The organism is Methylobacter sp. BlB1 (assembly GCF_015476545.1).
In the GTDB taxonomy this organism is placed as follows: domain Bacteria; phylum Pseudomonadota; class Gammaproteobacteria; order Methylococcales; family Methylomonadaceae; genus Methylobacter.
The window spans coordinates 108,884-124,696 of record NZ_JADMKV010000003.1 but is presented as its reverse complement, the minus strand read 5'-3'; the positions used below and the strand labels follow the sequence as shown (position 1 = coordinate 124,696).

Here is a 15,813-nt window from a genome sequence, read left to right as displayed (position 1 = left end):
ACCTCCACCTGAACCTCCACCTGAACCTCCACCTGAACCTCCACCTGAACCTCCACCTCCACCTGAACCTCCACCTCCACCAGCACCTCCGCCTCCACCAGCACCTCCACCAGCACCTGTCACTAACAATGCCACGCCCGATTTAACCGGATCGACCTCGGCGATATACGAAGTAAGCTGTACGGTTTGTGTAGCGTTTCTCGGATCTGTCCATGTCACTTTGACGTTAAGTTGCTTGCAATTGACAGAATTGGCGCAGTCATCGACCGTCCAGGTCCGGGTAAAAGTGCTGTTGGCGCCGTCGGCAGTATCGTTATCCGATCCCGAATAACTGATATAAGAATTTTGATTGGCGAAGCCGCGCAGCTGTTCGATTTTGTCTTGCGCCAGATTCAAGGCATGGGTTTTCATGCGGCTATCCGCACTGCTGATCAGCGTAATGCCTTGCAATCTAGCCATTCCCAGCATCGCCACCGCCAGGATCAGTGCGGAGATCAATGCTTCTAACAAGGTAAAGCCTCCCTGAGAAGCATGCAGCAATTTTTTCATGGTCATTTTCCTTTAAAAGTCTTTCCAGGTTCCGGGAATGCGTGTGGCATCGTCCATGCCTATATTGAATACAGTATTTAAGTCAGTACCGTAATCAACTTCTATAAACTGTGTGTTGGCATTGGGTTTATTAACGTCGCCTTCCCAAATGACCGAACCGTAAATAGTTGCGCCCCCCCAGCCGTTAGCATCGCATTCAGCCCCCGATTCAAAATAAATGATGCCGTATATCGTGATTGTCCCATTAAATCTCGGGCAGCCTCTGGTACTGGGGATAATTAAAAGGATCGGTTTATAGGGTGCGCCTATGGTGAGGGAATCAACACCCGTGTCGGAACATGTACCGATCATGCTGCCATTATTGATTGGACCATCGTCATCGATCACATAAATAGAGGGCGAAGAGATAGCGGGGCCGCAGGGTATAGAGTCAGGGCCAGAGTAAACATGGCCGGCATCGGTGGCTCTTGTAAAAGCTTCCATGAAATCCATTTTGAATCTGCTGTTCCAGGCACAGTGAGCATCGGGGCAACCGGAGAAAAAGCCGCGGTTAAATGTCGTTCCAGCACCTTCCTCGCCGAAATCCTTGATGCCGTTGCCATTGGCATCATTCCAGGCTGTAACATCCAGATGCCCTTGCGGCAAGCAGCCTTCAGTAGCTGCACTGCCACTGAGAACGGCATTGTTTGAGGCATTGAGCACAAACGTATCGGGCGTGCCGACTGGCGCACCGGTAATGCACCCTGCTATCACCCACGGGGGCGACATGGGCAACCCGGGCTCGAACAATTCTAAGGCAACCTGTTTAACAAAGGCTTCCGAGGTCGCGGCAATGCTGCCATCATTAACGCCTTGCGCTGTCGAGGTGATTTTGATCGAGTCGATGCCTTTTGTGTAAGTCAATGTGTAGAAATAGCTCTCTCCCGTCGATGAGCCGGCCACCGTCGTTAAGGCCGTTGGGCATCCCAGCGGCAATGATCCTGAGGAACAGGTGACGGTATTAGGAAGGCTATTGTGTTTTGCCCAGCCTATGCCGTATTCCAGCCCGGCCTCGGCCGCCTCCTGCACTTCGCGGGCCCGCAGATCATTGCCGGTAACTTTCTGCTCCATAAGACCGGTTCGCGCCGTGGTCAATGAAATAACGGCCATGATTATCGCCAGCATCATCACAACAAATAATGTGGCGGCGCCCTGCTGGCGGGCTTTTAGGTTGAAATTCGGAAATCTCATGACTCACTCTATAGTTTGAAGCGATTAAGGAATCGGGGCCAGATATTTGTCGTTGCGCACCCGCACCTGTTCGGTGATGGTTTGCGTGACGGCATTGTCGTCGCGTAAACGGCCGGTCAATGTAATAGTGACATTGCGTACGTATAGGCAGGCAGGATCGGGGCTGCCATCACGGGTGCAGGTGTTGCAGACCTCGCCGCTATCGCAAAAGCCGTTATCATTATCATCCCCATAAGGAATGCCATCGGTATCGGCAGCTTCCGAAACGCCATCGCCGTCATCATCATTGGTCATGCTGCTGACATTGAGAGTTGTTGAGATCGGATTGAACGTCAACCCGGTGATTTCCACTTCCGATTCGGTGATGGACTCCCAAGTGCCATCGGTGCAGTTTGCATTGGTTGTGCCACTGGTACGCATTTCCAGATCGCCACTAACCAATCTAAAACCGAGTCTATCGCTTGACACTACATCTATGCGACTATCTCCATCATCATCTTTATCATCGCTTTCATCCCTGTTATAGGCGTAAACAATACACGTATTGCTATCATAAACCGCCAGTTCAGTGGTTGCGCCAAAAAAAGGATTGTCTTGCAGCGAAGCCAAATTAGTCGTTGGGTCAGAGGTCACAAACCCTGCCCGGCGGATGTCGCGCTCTATGATATCCATCATGGCGCGCATATCCTGATTCAGACGACTGAGCTTAATGTTGTCGGCTTGGCCTTTGACCGAAGTGACAAAAACGCTGATGCCGGCGGCGACAATAATCAGGCCAATCAGCATGCCGATCAGCAGTTCAATCAGCGTTACACCGGTTTGCTGTTTATGGATTATTAACATGTTTCGTAGCCTCCCATTGAACCGCAAATCCGTGCGCGACCAAGCGTGCTGACTTTGACTTCGGCGCTAAAGTTGCTGGAAGTGATTGTGACTGTGCCGTTATTGGGGTTTGTGCCTCGTATCGGATCAAAAGTGGTATAGGCAACGCCGCTGGCAAAACTGGCCGATGATAAGGTTGTTGCGGGGAAATCGCTGCCGTTGACTGTTTTGAGCAGTGCGTTGCTGCCGGCGGGATCGACATGGACGGTATAACTCCATGAACTGCCGGGAGTGAAAGTGACTCTGACTTTTTTATTGCGCTTAATGGCTTCGGCCCGCGCCCAGCGCAGATCCGCTAACATGGCTTCAGCCGCGCCGGTGATGCGTTGTTTGTCGAGAGCGGTGCCGAATGAAGGAACGGCAAGCGCCGCCAGGATGGCGATAATGGCAATTACGATCATTAGCTCAAGCGACGTGAAGCCTGAACCCTTTAATTTTTCATAGGCCTTTTTTTCGTTTTTCATAATTCATAGATGCATATCGGTTTTTGACGAATTCACTAAGCATTACTTAAAGCGTCTTGTTTAAGTAAGATTGCTTCTGTGCCAGCAGTAGCAAAAAAGTCGCCGACCGGAATTTGCGCTCAGCGAAAGACCGCGCCTTCGTGCAATGCAAAAAATGAAGCGTGTTAAAGGTTACTTTACGCATTCTCTAAATCCTTTGTAATAGTCAGAATCTTCCAACAGGTTTGCTCCCTGGTTGCGCTGGGCTCTGAGTTATTTGTTCTCCGGTGTCATTGGTATCTACTGGAGAATCTGCCCGGTACATATGCCGGCAGGCAAATAAGCCGGAATACGACAAACAATTGTGAGCGCAATCACCTTAATTCAAACGCTAGTTAAAAGCCGTGATCATCTTCACGTTTAAGAAATATTTAAGAAAAATTTAAGATTTTTTTAAGATACATAAAGAAAAGGGCCCGGCCTGGCCAATGCGTTCATCCCAACGGCGTATTGTTCAGCCGTCTCGTGGCTGTCGAGCGGCATCACGGCAAAAACTGAACGCGCCTGAGGGGATGGCCCTGGTTCCGGCAGGCTTTGGCGAATTCGGCAACCGTCTTTTGGTGGGCAATTTCGGCGATTGCAGGATTAATGCCTTTGACCTGGCGGCCGGGGAGTTTATCGGCCAGCTGGAATCTACCGATAATGTTCCCGTTCGGATTGAAGGCTTGTATGGATTCGCCTTTGGCAACGGCTTTCTGACTCGGCCAATCAATACTCTGTCCTTTACCGCAGGGCCGGGTGATGAGCGGCACCGGGTCTATGGCCGCCTTGAGGTGCAATCACATAACCATCTGTACCGAAAATGACGATACAAATTGAGACGCTTCCAGGTGATTTGTCATCGGTGGGATGGCTGGATGTTCTAGTTGACAGTGTGCGCTGATATCCAAAGAACCCATCGACACCCTTGATGCGATTCACTGTATTCAACGCATCCCCTCTGGCTGCGTTGCTCCTTGCATCCTATTGGATTATCCCCGCATAAGCCCTATGAATGTGGCTTATGCGGAGAAAATGACGGGATCATTTCCTGCCGATGCAGTGGTCAGCGCATCCTGTCAGACTACAAGATTCCCTGCTGACTTTTACGTCTAGCGCCAAGCAAACCTAATAATCCTGAACCAAAAAGCCAGACTGCGGCAGGAACGGGTACGGCACTAGGAGCATTCTCATACTCTACATAATATCCGGTTATCCAACTGTCAGCTGACGCAATATCATTCCATTGGTTGTTAGACCATTTCATCAGATAATTTTCGCCGCCACAGCAATTATTGGGTTCCCCTCCTGCCCAATTTGTATAAGACCACGTTTCCCCGGTTATCCATTCCCATATCCCTTCATGTCCTGCATCAAAGGCGCCCAAATAACCAAAAGCGTTACCCGCTATAGATGATATGAACTGATCTTCGCCGGCATCTGCAACAGTAGCCAAATGTCCATTCACTCCATTGTGAAGGGAGCCTGCAGCGCCGCTCACTGCGTTATCCCAACTAATAACTCCAGTACTGATAAAATCATACCAGTGGCCATTGCCAGCATATTGTACCGGCGCGGCATTCGCCGAACCCACTGAAGCCAACAGGGCAATACTGCTCAATAAAACTAATTTCTTCATAACCATTACCTTTAATTCCGTTTGTAATTCAAAACATTAGCAGTCTGTAAAAGACTGCTGCACAACTGCACATTACTTAATGCAGGGCTTGAGTATAGTAGCAGGATATTTTCAAAAATATGAAAAAGTTCACAGAAAAACCCGGGGCAATACCCTTGACAATTTCAATTACATGTATTAAGAAAAATTGCTGACTATCATCTGTTACGATACGCATTGAGTATATTGCTGGGATTCAATCCACCTGGAATTTCGAAAATGGCGCGCAAAACTTTTTCAAGGCATAAAGGTACGCACTACACCTGTTCATTAAAATCAAGTCCGCGTTCCTCGCCGTCTTCAATAATCAACGCGTGTTTCAAGACACCTTTGTCATCATATTGATAGCGGTGTTCGGATTCGACTTCGCCGTACACGATCTTTTGGCAGACCCGCAGGCGGCCCAGAGTATCGAAATAGCCACGATAAAAGGTGTTGCGATTGTTCAAGCCGGCTTCAGTCAGTTCATTGACCAGTTTTAACGGCAGTTTGACGCCGCTGTAGCTGACGAAATGGCGGCAGATAAGCGAGGGTTCCTGATTCATGCAGTTACTGTTAAGAAAATAAATGGATGGCGATAATTTCCAGGGTCCGGTCCAGCGGCAGATTTTCATTTTCGCCGATGATATTGTGTTCCGGAATCGGGTATTTCAAGTCGACGCCGTAGCATCCGCGGTTCTGGGCAAACGTGTAGACATAGACAGACAGGGTCGGATCATCGGTCAGGCAAAGCTCGACCGCCTGACGGTTTGGATCTGAGGCTTTCAATGCCAGCGTGTTTTCACCGTACAGACGCACCAGTTCCAGAAGCAACAGCTTCAGCGCGATATCCTTATCGACAGCCCAAACGTTGACCATGGCTAAAGCTTTTTCAGCACGATCGGTCTGGTGCAGTGGCTCAACAAGAACCGCCTCTGCAGTCTGTTGATCAGCCGCATCGAAAGCGAAAGGCCGAGCAAGGCGCTGCCGGCTGTCCACAGTTCGACGCCGGCGCTGGCATCGGGCAACAGCCAATTGGTCATGCCGGCGCTGGCGAACATGGCTATCAACGGCAACAGATACAATAACAATGAGGCTTTCAGCACCCAGACTTCATCGATGGCGACGATAACTTCATCGCCCACATGCAGATTGATTCGGCTGTCGACGGCAACGGCTTTTTTGCCGACCACGCTGCCGATTGCCGATGTCGAGCACGAAGCTTTTTGCCTGCAGCCCGCGCAGGCTCCGTCCTGCCGGCTTTCGACCCAGACCTGATGATTTTCTGTTTTTACGACGACGGCTAATTCTTCGATCATGGTTTTGCTCCAATTAATTGGTATTGGAGAGGCAGTTCACTATAGGGGCGAATTTATTACCCTGGGGAGATAAATTCGCCCTACATCGCCGCCAAGCCCCCTTTAACCCTGTATCTGCAACAGGCCCGAATCAGGGCGCGTCTGCTTCGCCTGCCACTCATCGGGCGTATAGGCTTTGACGCTGACCGCGTGCAGCTTGCCTGAGGCCAAAGGTTCCTTCAGCGTTGCCAGCACCAGCTGCTGCTCTTTTACCGGCGACAGATCCGTGAATTGCCCGCTGACTACCACTAAGGACAAGTCACAGCCGGCGCCTTCGATAAAAACCTGTGCATCCGGCAGCCCCTGACGCACCAGCGCTTCAACCTCGGCGGCGCTCAGCGTGTCGCTTTCCGGCTGCGCGTCTTTGGCGGCCGCCTGCCGCAGCAGCGGCGAAAGACTGCCCTCGTTGGCCATAGCTTCAATGATATCGCAGCCGCCCACCAGTTCGCCGTTCACGAACAATTGCGGATAAGTCGGCCAGTGCGAGATGCCCGGCAGCTTTTCGCGGATGAAAGGCGCCTCCAGCACGTTGACATAGGAATAGGCAACGCCGGTCTTGTTGAGAAAGTCGATGGCCTTGGCCGAAAACCCGCACTGCGGATTGGCCGGTATGCCTTTCATGTAGATGATGATCGGGTTGGATGCCAGTTGCTGGCGGATTTTGTCTTCGGTTTTCATGGTATTCCCGTGTTTCCTTTGTGGGGGCGACTTTAGTCGCCCGAGATTCGTGAAGCCGCCGTTATGACGCCTGCTGCCTGATCTTGACCGCTTCTTTCCTGATCACTTTGATTTCGCCTTCGCCCCTGACAGTGGCCGCATCGATGACGCACTGCTCAACATCGTCGCGAGAGGGGATCTCAAACATGGTCTTTCTGAGAATCTGCTCCATGATGCTGCGCAGCCCGCGCGCGCCGGTTTCCCGCTCGATGGCCTTGTTGGCGATTTCAACCAATGCCTCCTGCTCGAATTTCAGCTCCACGCCCTCGTAGGCGAACAGTTGCTGATACTGGCGGACCAACGCATTCTTGGGTTCGGTCAGAACCTGTATCAAGGCGTCCACATCCAGCGGCTCCAGCGGCGCCAGCACCGGAAAGCGGCCGATGAATTCGGGAATCAGGCCGAACTTGCGCAGGTCGCTGGGCTGTGTGGCATTGAGCATCTCTTCCAGAGCCGGCTTTTTGTTCGGGTTATTGACGGCGGCATGAAAACCGATGGCTGTGTCGGTGGGCACGAGGCGGCGCTCGACGTGCCTTTCCAGGCCCGGAAACGAGCCGCCGGCGATGAACAGGATATTGCGCGTATCAATGATCGTATCGGCGCCATCCTTGCCGCGGCCCTTGGACGGCACCTTGACCTGCGAGCCTTCGACCAGCCTCAGCAACGCCTGCTGCACGCCCTCGCCGGAAACGTCGCGCGTGCCGGTCTGCTGCTCCGGGCTGCGCGCGATTTTGTCGATCTCATCGAGATAGACGATGCCCCATTCGGCATTGCCGATATTGCCATTGGCCACATCCAGCAGCCGGACCAGGATATTTTCCACGTCGTCGCCGACATAGCCGGCCTGCGTCAGCGTCGTGGCGTCGGCCACCACAAACGGCACGCCGACGATCTTGGCCAGCGTGCTGGCCAGCAGGGTCTTGCCGGTGCCGGACGGTCCGATCAGCAGGATGTTGGACTTGCCGATCTCCACGTCCTTGTCGAACTCGCCCAGGCCCGCATCGCCACTGACGTGCTTGAGCCGCTTGTAGTGGTTGTAGACCGCGACCGACAGGATTTCCTTGGCCAGATGCTGGCCAATGATGTACTGGTCCAGATATTCCTTGATCTTGACCGGAATCGGCAGCGGCCCCTGCATTTCCGCCAGCTCCTTGCGCCGGCTCCAGCTCGATATGACCTGGCTGGACAGCAAGACGCAGGCCTCGCAGATGGTGCCTTCGGCGCCGGCGATCAGCGGCACGGAAGCCGATTGTTCGATACCGCAAAAAGAACAGTGTCTGGTTTCTTTATCCGCCATAACTTTTTCCCTCCGTTTCGGCGACCGGCAAACTGGCCAGCCAGGCGCGCTGGCAGTTGCGTCTATAGCGCTCCTTCATCAGCTGGCGTATTTTCGGCGTCGCGTTTTTTAATGAGATGGTTTCCGCCCGGTGTATCTGTTTACAGAGCAGGACATGGAAACCGATTTCCGATTCCAGAACCTGGCTGACTTCGCCGGCCTTCATGCTGAACAGCACGGCGTCCAGTTCGGGATACAGCTTACCGCGCGGCACCTTGCCCAGCGTCCCCCCGTTCAGGGAGGTCGGGCATTCCGAATACTTCAGGGCCAGCTCGGCGAATTTATGCGGCTTTTTTAGCAGTCTCGCGCGGACATCCTGAATGCGGTCCCAAGCATTCTCGCGCGTGTTTTCGGGAAAATCCGGATTGATACTGATGAAGATGTGGCTGACTTCGCGCAGCTCCGGCCGGTTGAATTGCTCGGCGTGCAGATGGTAGTAAATGCCGATTTCTACTTCGCTGACTTCGGGCGAACGCGCGGCGATCTTCTCCAGCACGGCATTGACCTTGCATTGCCGGTACAATGCCGCACGCAAGGTCTCCTCGGTCAGCCGGTTTTTCGCCAACTCGCGCAGAAAAGCGCTCTCGTCTTCGTAACGGTCGCGGATTTCCTGATAGGCCGCCTGCCATTCGCGCTCGGGAATGATCACGCCAGCCGCTTCCGGCGCATTCAGCACCCGGCTTTCCAGCCGGTATTCGTTCCTGGCCTGCGCTTCGGCCTGCTGCAACTGGGCCGGGTCCAGCTTGTCCGGCGCTTTCCTAAACAGCGCCAGCGAGGCGCGGAGCAACGCATAGGGTTCTGTCCGGGCAGCTTTTTCAACGGTTTCCATAGTCAACCCTCCGGCTCGTTAAAGGTTTCGGGATGGGCGGGTTCCAGCGCCGATTCCGGCACTTGCAGCATCCGTCCGGTAAAATTGACGTGGTACTGAATCATCTCGTTGTCCCTGATCACTTTGAAAATCTCTCCCTGCGTGCCTTTGGGATACAGGATCTGGCCCTGCATGCCGAGATCGACTGCGCAGACCACTTGGTCCCTGAACTCGAAACGGCTGGGATTCCAGGGATCGTCGGCGCTGATCAGTTCCTCCAGGCGGCAGCCGACCATACGACCGTGATTGAGAAAATGCACCGTGAAGATGACCTGGTCCTGCAGGAAAGTGCCGACCTCGACCACGTTGCCGACGCTGCCGCGCCGGATCAGCAGATGGCCCACCTCCAAGCCCGGATAGGTGCCGTCGTTGCGGATGTTGCGCGTTACGCGCACGGCCTCGCCGTATTCAAACCGGCCTTCGTCAAAGCGTTCGGGGTTCATGTTTTTATATCGCTCAGTGAAACAAACGCAGTCTGCGGCTGGCCCATGGAAAAGACCTTGAACACTTTTTCGGTCTGGGCGTCGGATTCGACGAAATCCTGGTAGGCGCGCATCAGCAGCCGGCTGTACACGGCCCGTTTGGCCTCTTCGTCATCCGGTATGCTGTCTCCGGCTTTTTGCAGGTAGTCATGGAAACGTTGCAGGATGTGCAGGCGGTTGACGTGCACAACGCGCTGATCGTATTCCAGCTCGAAATACTGCAGGAAGTCTTCGGCTGATTCCAGCTCTTCCATTTCTTCTTCGAAACTCATCGTTTTTCTCCAAACATTCAAATAGGCCCGACTAATGAGGTGTCCTGAAACAGCAGGTATAACGCCAGCAGGACGAACAGTGCTGTCGTTGTCACGGTCATCAGCATGGAATAGGGTTTTTCGTTTGACTTCGACATGACCGTCTCCTAAACAAATTAACCACAAAGTAGGGTACGCACCGCGTACCTTTTATTAAGCCTTCCGAAAGGTACGCAATGCGTACCCTACAAATTAATCATGCGGTGGCCCCAACCTCGGCCCTGCACTGGTGCAGCAATTCCAGCAATCCTTTCGCGCCGATGCGGTCCATGCGGTCCAGCTCGACCAGCTTCTCGAAAACCGCCTGGCTTAAATCCAGCCGGTGCAGGCGCATGTTCAGAAAGCCGATGGCTTTCAGGGTGAACAGATACAAGCGGACCCTTGTCAGCGAATCGGGCGGAACCGCATCGATATGGCTCTGCCGCAGATCGCGCCAGTCTTCGGGAAAACCGGTCATGAGCCTGACCACATCCAGAGCCTTGCCGGTCGCGTTGAGAGCATCTTCCAGCCGGTGCTGGTAGTAGTAAAAACGGTTCAGGGCCACCAGCACGTTCAGCGACTCGGGTGCCAGGAAATAGGCCCTCAGCAAAGGCAATTCGGCCTCGCTGCTATAGTTTTCGGCTGCCTTTTTAATCAGCCCCTCGACCTCGGGCGCATCCGACCGGTCGAAGTACAGATCTTTGGCTTCAAAATCGAGCAGATCCATTTATTCTCCCACCGCGCGCTTGATGACGATTTCCTGCTCGGCCGCGCAGAGGCTTTCGGCTTCGCAGGCCTCGCAATGTTGTTCGTGCAATACTTTGCTGACTTCGGTCTGCCGGGCTTCCAGTTCGTCGATGCGCTCCATCAGGCAACTGATGGCCTTGCCGACCGGATCGGGCACCAGATGATGGTCCAGGTCGATGCCGTGCCGGTTCTGTATCTTGGTGCCCTTGCTTTGTATGACGCGGCCGGGAATGCCGACGACCGTGCAGCAGGGCGGCACGTCCTTGACCACCACGGAATTGGCGCCGACGCGTACGTTGTCGCCTAGCGTGATGGCGCCCAGCACCTTGGCGCCGGAGCCGACCAGCACGTTATCGCCGAGCGTGGGATGACGTTTTTCCTTGTTCCAGGTCGTCCCGCCCAGCGTCACGCCGTGATAGAGCGTGACGTCGTTGCCGATGACTGTGGTTTCGCCGATCACGACGCCGAGGCCGTGGTCGATGAACAGGCGCCGGCCTATCGTCGCGCCGGGATGAATATCGACATTGGTCAGCATCCGGGCAACCGAGCCGAGGATTCTGGCCGGCAATTTCCAGCCCGCCTTCCACAACCGGTGATTGGCGCGGTGAAACAACGTCGCGTGTACGCCCGGGTAGGTCAGCAGGATTTCCCAGACACTGTGCGCTGCCGGATCGCGGGCGAACACGCAATGGACGTCTTCCCGCCATTGCGCTATCAGGCTCAGCGGCGCTTCCAGGCGCTCGTCTATAGACACGGCAGCCATCAGCTCAGACTCCAGCCGGTTTTGCCCGGCACCGCCAGGCCCGGTATCCTGAAAAAGGAACCCGGATAGCGGTCATCGCCCTGCTCTCGTCTTTGAGGCTCTGCCGGCAGCGTTTGTCCGGGCATGTCCGCGGTCTTTTCCGCTGAGGGTTGTTTGGCTTGATCATTCATAGCAATATCCTCCGGAGAGATTTTGATGAAACCGGTCCAGGTCGGCAGCGGTCGGCGAACGTTTAGTACGGCTGACGAACTGCCGGACCTGCATCAGCAATTGCTGCGCCTGCAGGCGCGTCAGTTGTATGCCCAGTTGCTGATAGGCATGCATGACGCCGCGCGTGCCCGAATGCTTGCCCAGGACCAGTTGGTGACGGCGTCCGACGATGGCCGGATCGACGCCCTGATAATTGTTCGGATCTTTCAGCAGGCCATCGACATGAATGCCCGCTTCATGGCTGAAGACGTCCTTGCCGATCAGGCTTTTGCGGCTGCCGATGGCATCGCCGGAAGCTTTAGCGACCTGCTCCGACAAGGCTGTGAAATTAGTCAGATCGACGCCCGTTTCAAAGCCGTACAACTGCTTCAGGCCGACCACGACTTCTTCCAGCGCAGCGTTGCCGGCCCGCTCGCCCAAGCCGTTGACGGTGGTGTTCAGATGCGTGGCGCCGGCCAGGGCTGCGGCCAGCGTATTGGCCGTGGCGAGCCCCAGATCGTCGTGGGCATGCATTTCAATTTCCAGATCGGTTGCGGCACGCAAGCGCTTGATTGTTTCAAACACGCCGAACGGTTCCATGATGCCGACCGTGTCGGCAAAGCGGATGCGGCTCGCCCCTGCCGCTTGCGCGGCTTCGGCCATTTGCAGCAGAAAGCCGGTATCGGCGCGCGAGGCATCTTCCATGCCGACGCAGACCTCCAGGCCCAGATCGCGCGCCTCGCGCACGCAGGAAGCGATGGTCTTCAGGACCCATGGCCTGCTTTGTTTCAGTTTGTTCTCAATATGCTGGTCCGATGCCGAAATCGACAGATCGACCTTATCGACATTAAGGTTCAGGCAGGCCCGCAAATCCTCGCGCCGCATCCTGGACCAGACCAGCAATTTGGCGGGCAATCCCAGGGCCGCGATAGCCTTGATCTCGTCACGCTCAAGCTCGCCCATGGCCGGAATGCCGATCTCCAGTTCCGGCACGCCCAAAGCCGCCAGCTTAGCGGCAATCGCCAGCTTCTCATCCAGCGAAAAGGCGACGCCGGCCGATTGCTCGCCGTCCCTGAGCGTGGTGTCGTCAATGATGATGGTGCGAGATTGAGCTTTCATAATTCACGTAGGGTACGCATCGCGTACCATTTGTTGGGTTTTAATTAAGGTACGCGGTGCGTACCCTACATTTCCTGTCATGCATAGGTCGGCTGGAATGCCTGTTCGGGATTGACCACCGGCCCGTTGCCGTCCCAGTAAGGCGACAGCTTGCGCAGGGTCGCGGCGATATCGGGCATCACTTTCAAGACCTCGTCGACTTCCGCCATCGTGTTGTAGCGCGAGAACGAGAAGCGGATCGTGCCGTGCGCGGCCGTATACGGGATGTTCATGGCACGCATCACATGCGAAGGCTCCAGCGATCCCGAGGTGCAGGCCGAGCCGCTGGAAGCGGCGATGCCGGCTTTGTTGAGCAGCATCAGGATGGCCTCGCCCTCGATGTATTCAAAGGCGATATCGGTGGTATTGGGCAAGCGGTTGTCGATGTCGCCGGTGATGAAGCAGTTCGGGATCAGCCCGACGATGCCCTGCTCCAGGCGGTCGCGCATGGCCTTGACGTAAGTGTTCTCGTACTCGATATGCGCCAGCGCCAGTTCACAGGCTTTGCCGAGGCCGACGATAGCCGCCGAATTCTCGGTGCCGGCGCGCCGTCCGCGTTCCTGATGGCCGCCGCGCAGCAATGGGCGAAAACGCGTGCCGCGCCGCAAATACAACACACCGATGCCTTTGGGCGCGTGCAGCTTGTGGCCCGACAGCGACAGCATGTCGATCTTGGTGTCCTTCAGCATCATCGGAATCTTGCCGACCGCCTGAACCGCGTCGGTATGAAACATGACGCCGGCGGCATGGGCCATTTCGGCCATTTCCACGACCGGGAACAGCGTGCCGGTTTCATTGTTGGCCCACATGACCGAAACGATGGCGACTTTATCGGACAGCAGTTTTTTGTAAGCGTCCAGATCCAGGCGCCCGACTTTGTCCACGGGCATGCGATGAATCGTGTAGCCTTCCTTTTCCAGATGCTCGCACAAGTTCAGGATGGCCGGATGCTCGACGGTCGTGGTGATGATTTCCTTTCTGTCCGGCTGCGCCTTGATGGCCGACAGGATGGCTGTCGAGTCGGATTCGGTGCCGCAGGAGGTGAAGATGATCTCCGAATCGTGCTCGCAGCCCAGCAGTTCCTGCACCTGATGGCGCGCCTGCTTGATGCCCTTGGCGACGCCGTCGGCAAACCGGTGTATGGATGACGGGTTGCCGAACTGTTCGGTAAAGTACGGCAGCATCGCATCGACCACCAGCGGATCGACGCGCGTGGTGGCATTGTTATCGAGATAGATGGCGTTCATGATTTACGCTCCTGCCACGGCGGCTTTGGGCATTTGTGAGGCCGGGACGACCTTGATGTATTCACCCAGCGTTTCCATCAGACGTTGCTGAATGCCGCCGATGGTCATTGCGGCCATCTGGCAGCCGCTGCAGGCGCCGGTCATGTTGACGTAAGCGGTGTTGCCGATGACCTCGACTAGCTCCACGTTGCCGCCGTCAGCCATCAGCTGCGGCCTTAACTTATCCAGCACCTCTTCGATTTTCTTGATGCGCTGCAGGTTGGTCATCGGCGCCTTGGTCTTGGCCAATGCGGCCACCTCGATCGGCGCGGCGTTCGGGTCGAATTTTTCGCCCCGCTCGGCCAGCACTTTCGCCAGGATGCCTTCGATGTCTTCATGGCAGGCCGCACAGCCGCCGCCCGCTTTGGTGAAGTTGGTGACATCCTCGACCGTGCGCAGGTTATTGGCTACGACCATTTCCTCGATCATGACGGCATCGATCGCAAAGCATTTGCAGATCAGCGCGCCTTCTTCATGATCGTCCTTCCATTCTTCGCCTCGGTAGTTCGCGACAGCGGCCTGCAGGGCTTCGCGCCCCATGACCGAGCAGTGCATTTTTTCGGGCGGCAGGCCGTCCAGTTCATTGGCGATGTCCTGGTTGGTGACTTTCAGCGCCTCATCCAGCGTCATGCCTTTGATGATTTCGGTCAGTACCGAGGAGGACGCGATCGCGGAACCGCAGCCGAAGGTCTGGAAACCGGCGTCCTCGATGATCTCGGTTTCTTCGTTGACTTTCAATGTCAGCCTGAGCGCGTCGCCGCAACTGATCGAGCCCACTTCGCCGACCGCATTGGCATCGGCGACAGCTCCGGCATTTTTAGGGTTGAAAAAATGTTCTTGGACTTTTTCTGAGTAATCCCACATCGTTTAATCCTCCAGAAGCTATTGATTAGGGCTGTTTACGAACACGTATTGAACGATGTGCCGCAGGCGCAACTTTTAACGGCATTTGGATTGCTGAACTTGAACCCCGACCCTTCTATGCTGTCGATAAAGTCGACGGACATGCCGTCCAGCATGGGCATACTGTTAGGATCGACGAACACCTTGACGCTGCCGCAATCGATAACGGTGTCTTCTGCGCTCTGATTTTCCTCCAGCTTCAGGCCGTATTGCAGACCCGAACAGCCGCCATCGGTTACTTCAATCCGCAAGCCGGCTGTAGGCTTGTCGGAACCGGCGATAAATCGCCCGACAGCGTTAATAGCGTTTTCAGTCAATGTAATCATGTAAGTCTCCTGAATAGGGTTGGCATCGTTCTTGTTAATACTTAAAGCAACCTGTATGCCATCACCCTTTTATTTTTTTAATGCCTTGTTTAATAAAGAAGAAATAAAGCAGGAATAATATGACGGACTGGCCAGGGCAGGTTCTAAACAGACAATCACTTGAAACTTTGTAGGCTTTGCTACAAAACAATCGGAAGCTTTGAGGAGATAACACATGAGAATTGAAGACCTTGATATAGGCGATGTTGTTTATGCAGCTCACGCGATCACCGATGACGGCTCCATGCCGAATGGCATGCACGGCCAAGTGCTGGCCGAAGCCGGGGCTCGCGGAGTCATCACCATGATCGGCCATGTGGAAGAGCAGCCGGAGCGCAGCGTTTATATAGTGCGCTTTGAAGACAGGGAAATGAATCTGGGCACCCCCATCGGGTGCTGGCCTGAAGATTTGAGACTGGAGAGTCGGCATGAGCATGCTTGGGGAAGGTTTGAATTTTCATAACCTTGTACCGCCACGAAGTCGTAGGGTACGCATAGCGTACCTTTTCGGAGTCGTGATGAACCGTCAAGCTTTAAAAGGTACGCGATGC

22 protein-coding genes are annotated in these 15,813 nt (G+C 54.9%); 2 read left to right on the top strand and 20 right to left on the bottom strand.

What is annotated here, in order from left to right:
• The 4 genes from IT781_RS02660 to IT781_RS02645 all read right to left on the bottom strand — a co-directional run.
• Positions 1 to 549 (bottom strand): prepilin-type N-terminal cleavage/methylation domain-containing protein (locus IT781_RS02660; protein ID WP_194968580.1); only part of this gene is annotated, 549 nt, incomplete at its 3' end.
• Between the two features lie 12 nt (positions 550 to 561).
• Complete coding sequence (locus IT781_RS02655) at positions 562 to 1,779, bottom strand: PilX N-terminal domain-containing pilus assembly protein (protein ID WP_194968579.1); 1,218 nt, start codon at positions 1,777 to 1,779, stop codon at positions 562 to 564.
• A gap of 24 nt (positions 1,780 to 1,803) precedes the next feature.
• Positions 1,804 to 2,622: a PilW family protein gene (locus IT781_RS02650; RefSeq protein WP_194968578.1), complete on the bottom strand. Its 819-nt coding sequence runs from the start codon at positions 2,620 to 2,622 to the stop codon at positions 1,804 to 1,806.
• The gene (locus tag IT781_RS02645; protein ID WP_194968577.1) at positions 2,616 to 3,125 is read right to left on the bottom strand and encodes a GspH/FimT family pseudopilin; all 510 of its coding nucleotides are present in this window, start codon (positions 3,123 to 3,125) and stop codon (positions 2,616 to 2,618) included. The genes IT781_RS02650 and IT781_RS02645 overlap by 7 nt, the downstream gene beginning before the upstream one ends.
• A 467-nt stretch (positions 3,126 to 3,592) precedes the next feature.
• Here IT781_RS02645 and IT781_RS02640 point away from each other — a divergent pair, with 467 nt between their 5' ends.
• Positions 3,593 to 3,970 (top strand): TIGR03118 family protein, encoded by a 378-nt coding sequence (locus IT781_RS02640; RefSeq protein WP_194968576.1) that lies wholly within the window; start codon positions 3,593 to 3,595, stop codon positions 3,968 to 3,970.
• A 257-nt stretch (positions 3,971 to 4,227) separates the two neighbouring features.
• Here the strand turns inward: IT781_RS02640 and IT781_RS02635 are convergent, their stop codons facing one another.
• The 16 genes from IT781_RS02635 to IT781_RS02560 all read right to left on the bottom strand — a co-directional run bounded on the left by IT781_RS02635 (position 4,228) and on the right by IT781_RS02560 (position 15,223).
• On the bottom strand, positions 4,228 to 4,782 hold the full coding sequence (locus IT781_RS02635; RefSeq protein WP_194968575.1) for a lectin-like protein: 555 nt from the start codon (positions 4,780 to 4,782) through the stop codon (positions 4,228 to 4,230).
• 296 nt (positions 4,783 to 5,078) lie between these two features.
• A complete protein-coding gene (locus IT781_RS02630; protein ID WP_194968574.1) occupies positions 5,079 to 5,366 on the bottom strand; it encodes a DUF6156 family protein in 288 nt (95 codons plus the stop codon).
• A gap of 10 nt (positions 5,367 to 5,376) precedes the next feature.
• Positions 5,377 to 5,679, bottom strand: coding sequence for a hypothetical protein (locus IT781_RS02625; protein ID WP_194968573.1), 303 nt, complete (start codon positions 5,677 to 5,679; stop codon positions 5,377 to 5,379).
• Positions 5,680 to 5,681: 2 nt separating this feature from the next.
• Positions 5,682 to 6,119, bottom strand: a complete 438-nt coding sequence (locus tag IT781_RS02620; protein ID WP_194968572.1) for a SoxR reducing system RseC family protein — start codon at positions 6,117 to 6,119, stop codon at positions 5,682 to 5,684.
• 102 nt (positions 6,120 to 6,221) lie between these two features.
• Positions 6,222 to 6,836, bottom strand: coding sequence for a Grx4 family monothiol glutaredoxin (gene grxD / locus IT781_RS02615; protein ID WP_194968571.1), 615 nt, complete (start codon positions 6,834 to 6,836; stop codon positions 6,222 to 6,224).
• 61 nt (positions 6,837 to 6,897) lie between these two features.
• On the bottom strand, positions 6,898 to 8,172 hold the full coding sequence (gene clpX / locus IT781_RS02610) for an ATP-dependent Clp protease ATP-binding subunit ClpX (protein WP_194968570.1): 1,275 nt from the start codon (positions 8,170 to 8,172) through the stop codon (positions 6,898 to 6,900).
• Positions 8,162 to 9,040 (bottom strand): nitrogen fixation protein NifM, encoded by an 879-nt coding sequence (gene nifM / locus IT781_RS02605; RefSeq protein WP_194968569.1) that lies wholly within the window; start codon positions 9,038 to 9,040, stop codon positions 8,162 to 8,164. The genes clpX and nifM overlap by 11 nt, the downstream gene beginning before the upstream one ends.
• A 2-nt stretch (positions 9,041 to 9,042) precedes the next feature.
• The gene (locus IT781_RS02600) at positions 9,043 to 9,522 is read right to left on the bottom strand and encodes a nitrogen fixation protein NifZ (protein WP_194968568.1); all 480 of its coding nucleotides are present in this window, start codon (positions 9,520 to 9,522) and stop codon (positions 9,043 to 9,045) included.
• Positions 9,519 to 9,833, bottom strand: a complete 315-nt coding sequence (gene nifW / locus IT781_RS02595; RefSeq protein ID WP_194968567.1) for a nitrogenase-stabilizing/protective protein NifW — start codon at positions 9,831 to 9,833, stop codon at positions 9,519 to 9,521. Before nifW ends, IT781_RS02600 begins: the two co-directional genes overlap by 4 nt.
• A 235-nt stretch (positions 9,834 to 10,068) precedes the next feature.
• Entirely contained in the window at positions 10,069 to 10,578 is a 510-nt protein-coding gene (locus IT781_RS02590; RefSeq protein WP_194968566.1) for a hypothetical protein, read from the bottom strand.
• Positions 10,579 to 11,361 (bottom strand): serine O-acetyltransferase, encoded by a 783-nt coding sequence (cysE, locus tag IT781_RS02585; protein WP_194968565.1) that lies wholly within the window; start codon positions 11,359 to 11,361, stop codon positions 10,579 to 10,581.
• Positions 11,361 to 11,531 carry a hypothetical protein gene (locus IT781_RS02580; protein ID WP_194968564.1) on the bottom strand — a complete coding sequence of 57 codons (171 nt, stop codon included), beginning with the start codon at positions 11,529 to 11,531 and terminating at the stop codon, positions 11,361 to 11,363. The genes cysE and IT781_RS02580 overlap by 1 nt, the downstream gene beginning before the upstream one ends.
• Positions 11,524 to 12,669 (bottom strand): homocitrate synthase, encoded by a 1,146-nt coding sequence (gene nifV, locus IT781_RS02575; protein WP_194968563.1) that lies wholly within the window; start codon positions 12,667 to 12,669, stop codon positions 11,524 to 11,526. The genes IT781_RS02580 and nifV overlap by 8 nt, the downstream gene beginning before the upstream one ends.
• A 77-nt stretch (positions 12,670 to 12,746) precedes the next feature.
• Positions 12,747 to 13,955: a cysteine desulfurase NifS gene (gene nifS / locus IT781_RS02570; protein WP_194968562.1), complete on the bottom strand. Its 1,209-nt coding sequence runs from the start codon at positions 13,953 to 13,955 to the stop codon at positions 12,747 to 12,749.
• Between the two features lie 3 nt (positions 13,956 to 13,958).
• Positions 13,959 to 14,858 carry a Fe-S cluster assembly protein NifU gene (nifU, locus tag IT781_RS02565; protein WP_194968561.1) on the bottom strand — a complete coding sequence of 300 codons (900 nt, stop codon included), beginning with the start codon at positions 14,856 to 14,858 and terminating at the stop codon, positions 13,959 to 13,961.
• A 35-nt stretch (positions 14,859 to 14,893) separates the two neighbouring features.
• Positions 14,894 to 15,223 (bottom strand): iron-sulfur cluster assembly accessory protein, encoded by a 330-nt coding sequence (locus IT781_RS02560; RefSeq protein WP_194968560.1) that lies wholly within the window; start codon positions 15,221 to 15,223, stop codon positions 14,894 to 14,896.
• Between the two features lie 214 nt (positions 15,224 to 15,437).
• On the opposite strand from IT781_RS02560, the gene IT781_RS02555 reads away from it, so the two are divergent.
• The gene (locus IT781_RS02555; protein WP_194968559.1) at positions 15,438 to 15,725 is read left to right on the top strand and encodes a nitrogen fixation protein NifZ; all 288 of its coding nucleotides are present in this window, start codon (positions 15,438 to 15,440) and stop codon (positions 15,723 to 15,725) included.
• Positions 15,726 to 15,813: the final 88 nt, after the last annotated feature.

Excerpts from the sequence above, each read along its gene's own strand:
- IT781_RS02650 (WP_194968578.1), bottom strand. The coding sequence starts at position 2,622 with ATGTTAATAATCCATAAACAGCAAACCGGTGTAACGCTGATTGAACTG.
- IT781_RS02590 (WP_194968566.1), bottom strand. The coding sequence starts at position 10,578 with ATGGATCTGCTCGATTTTGAAGCCAAAGATCTGTACTTCGACCGGTCG.
- IT781_RS02555 (WP_194968559.1), top strand. The coding sequence starts at position 15,438 with ATGAGAATTGAAGACCTTGATATAGGCGATGTTGTTTATGCAGCTCAC.
- cysE (WP_194968565.1), bottom strand. The coding sequence starts at position 11,361 with ATGGCTGCCGTGTCTATAGACGAGCGCCTGGAAGCGCCGCTGAGCCTG.
- IT781_RS02620 (WP_194968572.1), bottom strand. The coding sequence starts at position 6,119 with ATGATCGAAGAATTAGCCGTCGTCGTAAAAACAGAAAATCATCAGGTC.
- nifS (WP_194968562.1), bottom strand. The coding sequence starts at position 13,955 with ATGAACGCCATCTATCTCGATAACAATGCCACCACGCGCGTCGATCCG.
- IT781_RS02640 (WP_194968576.1), top strand. The coding sequence starts at position 3,593 with ATGCGTTCATCCCAACGGCGTATTGTTCAGCCGTCTCGTGGCTGTCGA.
- IT781_RS02560 (WP_194968560.1), bottom strand. The coding sequence starts at position 15,223 with ATGATTACATTGACTGAAAACGCTATTAACGCTGTCGGGCGATTTATC.
- nifU (WP_194968561.1), bottom strand. The coding sequence starts at position 14,858 with ATGTGGGATTACTCAGAAAAAGTCCAAGAACATTTTTTCAACCCTAAA.
- grxD (WP_194968571.1), bottom strand. The coding sequence starts at position 6,836 with ATGAAAACCGAAGACAAAATCCGCCAGCAACTGGCATCCAACCCGATC.
- nifV (WP_194968563.1), bottom strand. The coding sequence starts at position 12,669 with ATGAAAGCTCAATCTCGCACCATCATCATTGACGACACCACGCTCAGG.
- IT781_RS02645 (WP_194968577.1), bottom strand. The coding sequence starts at position 3,125 with ATGAAAAACGAAAAAAAGGCCTATGAAAAATTAAAGGGTTCAGGCTTC.
- IT781_RS02630 (WP_194968574.1), bottom strand. The coding sequence starts at position 5,366 with ATGAATCAGGAACCCTCGCTTATCTGCCGCCATTTCGTCAGCTACAGC.
- nifW (WP_194968567.1), bottom strand. The coding sequence starts at position 9,833 with ATGAGTTTCGAAGAAGAAATGGAAGAGCTGGAATCAGCCGAAGACTTC.
- clpX (WP_194968570.1), bottom strand. The coding sequence starts at position 8,172 with ATGGCGGATAAAGAAACCAGACACTGTTCTTTTTGCGGTATCGAACAA.
- IT781_RS02655 (WP_194968579.1), bottom strand. The coding sequence starts at position 1,779 with ATGAGATTTCCGAATTTCAACCTAAAAGCCCGCCAGCAGGGCGCCGCC.
- IT781_RS02625 (WP_194968573.1), bottom strand. The coding sequence starts at position 5,679 with ATGGTCAACGTTTGGGCTGTCGATAAGGATATCGCGCTGAAGCTGTTG.
- IT781_RS02600 (WP_194968568.1), bottom strand. The coding sequence starts at position 9,522 with ATGAACCCCGAACGCTTTGACGAAGGCCGGTTTGAATACGGCGAGGCC.
- IT781_RS02635 (WP_194968575.1), bottom strand. The coding sequence starts at position 4,782 with ATGAAGAAATTAGTTTTATTGAGCAGTATTGCCCTGTTGGCTTCAGTG.
- IT781_RS02580 (WP_194968564.1), bottom strand. The coding sequence starts at position 11,531 with ATGAATGATCAAGCCAAACAACCCTCAGCGGAAAAGACCGCGGACATG.
- nifM (WP_194968569.1), bottom strand. The coding sequence starts at position 9,040 with ATGGAAACCGTTGAAAAAGCTGCCCGGACAGAACCCTATGCGTTGCTC.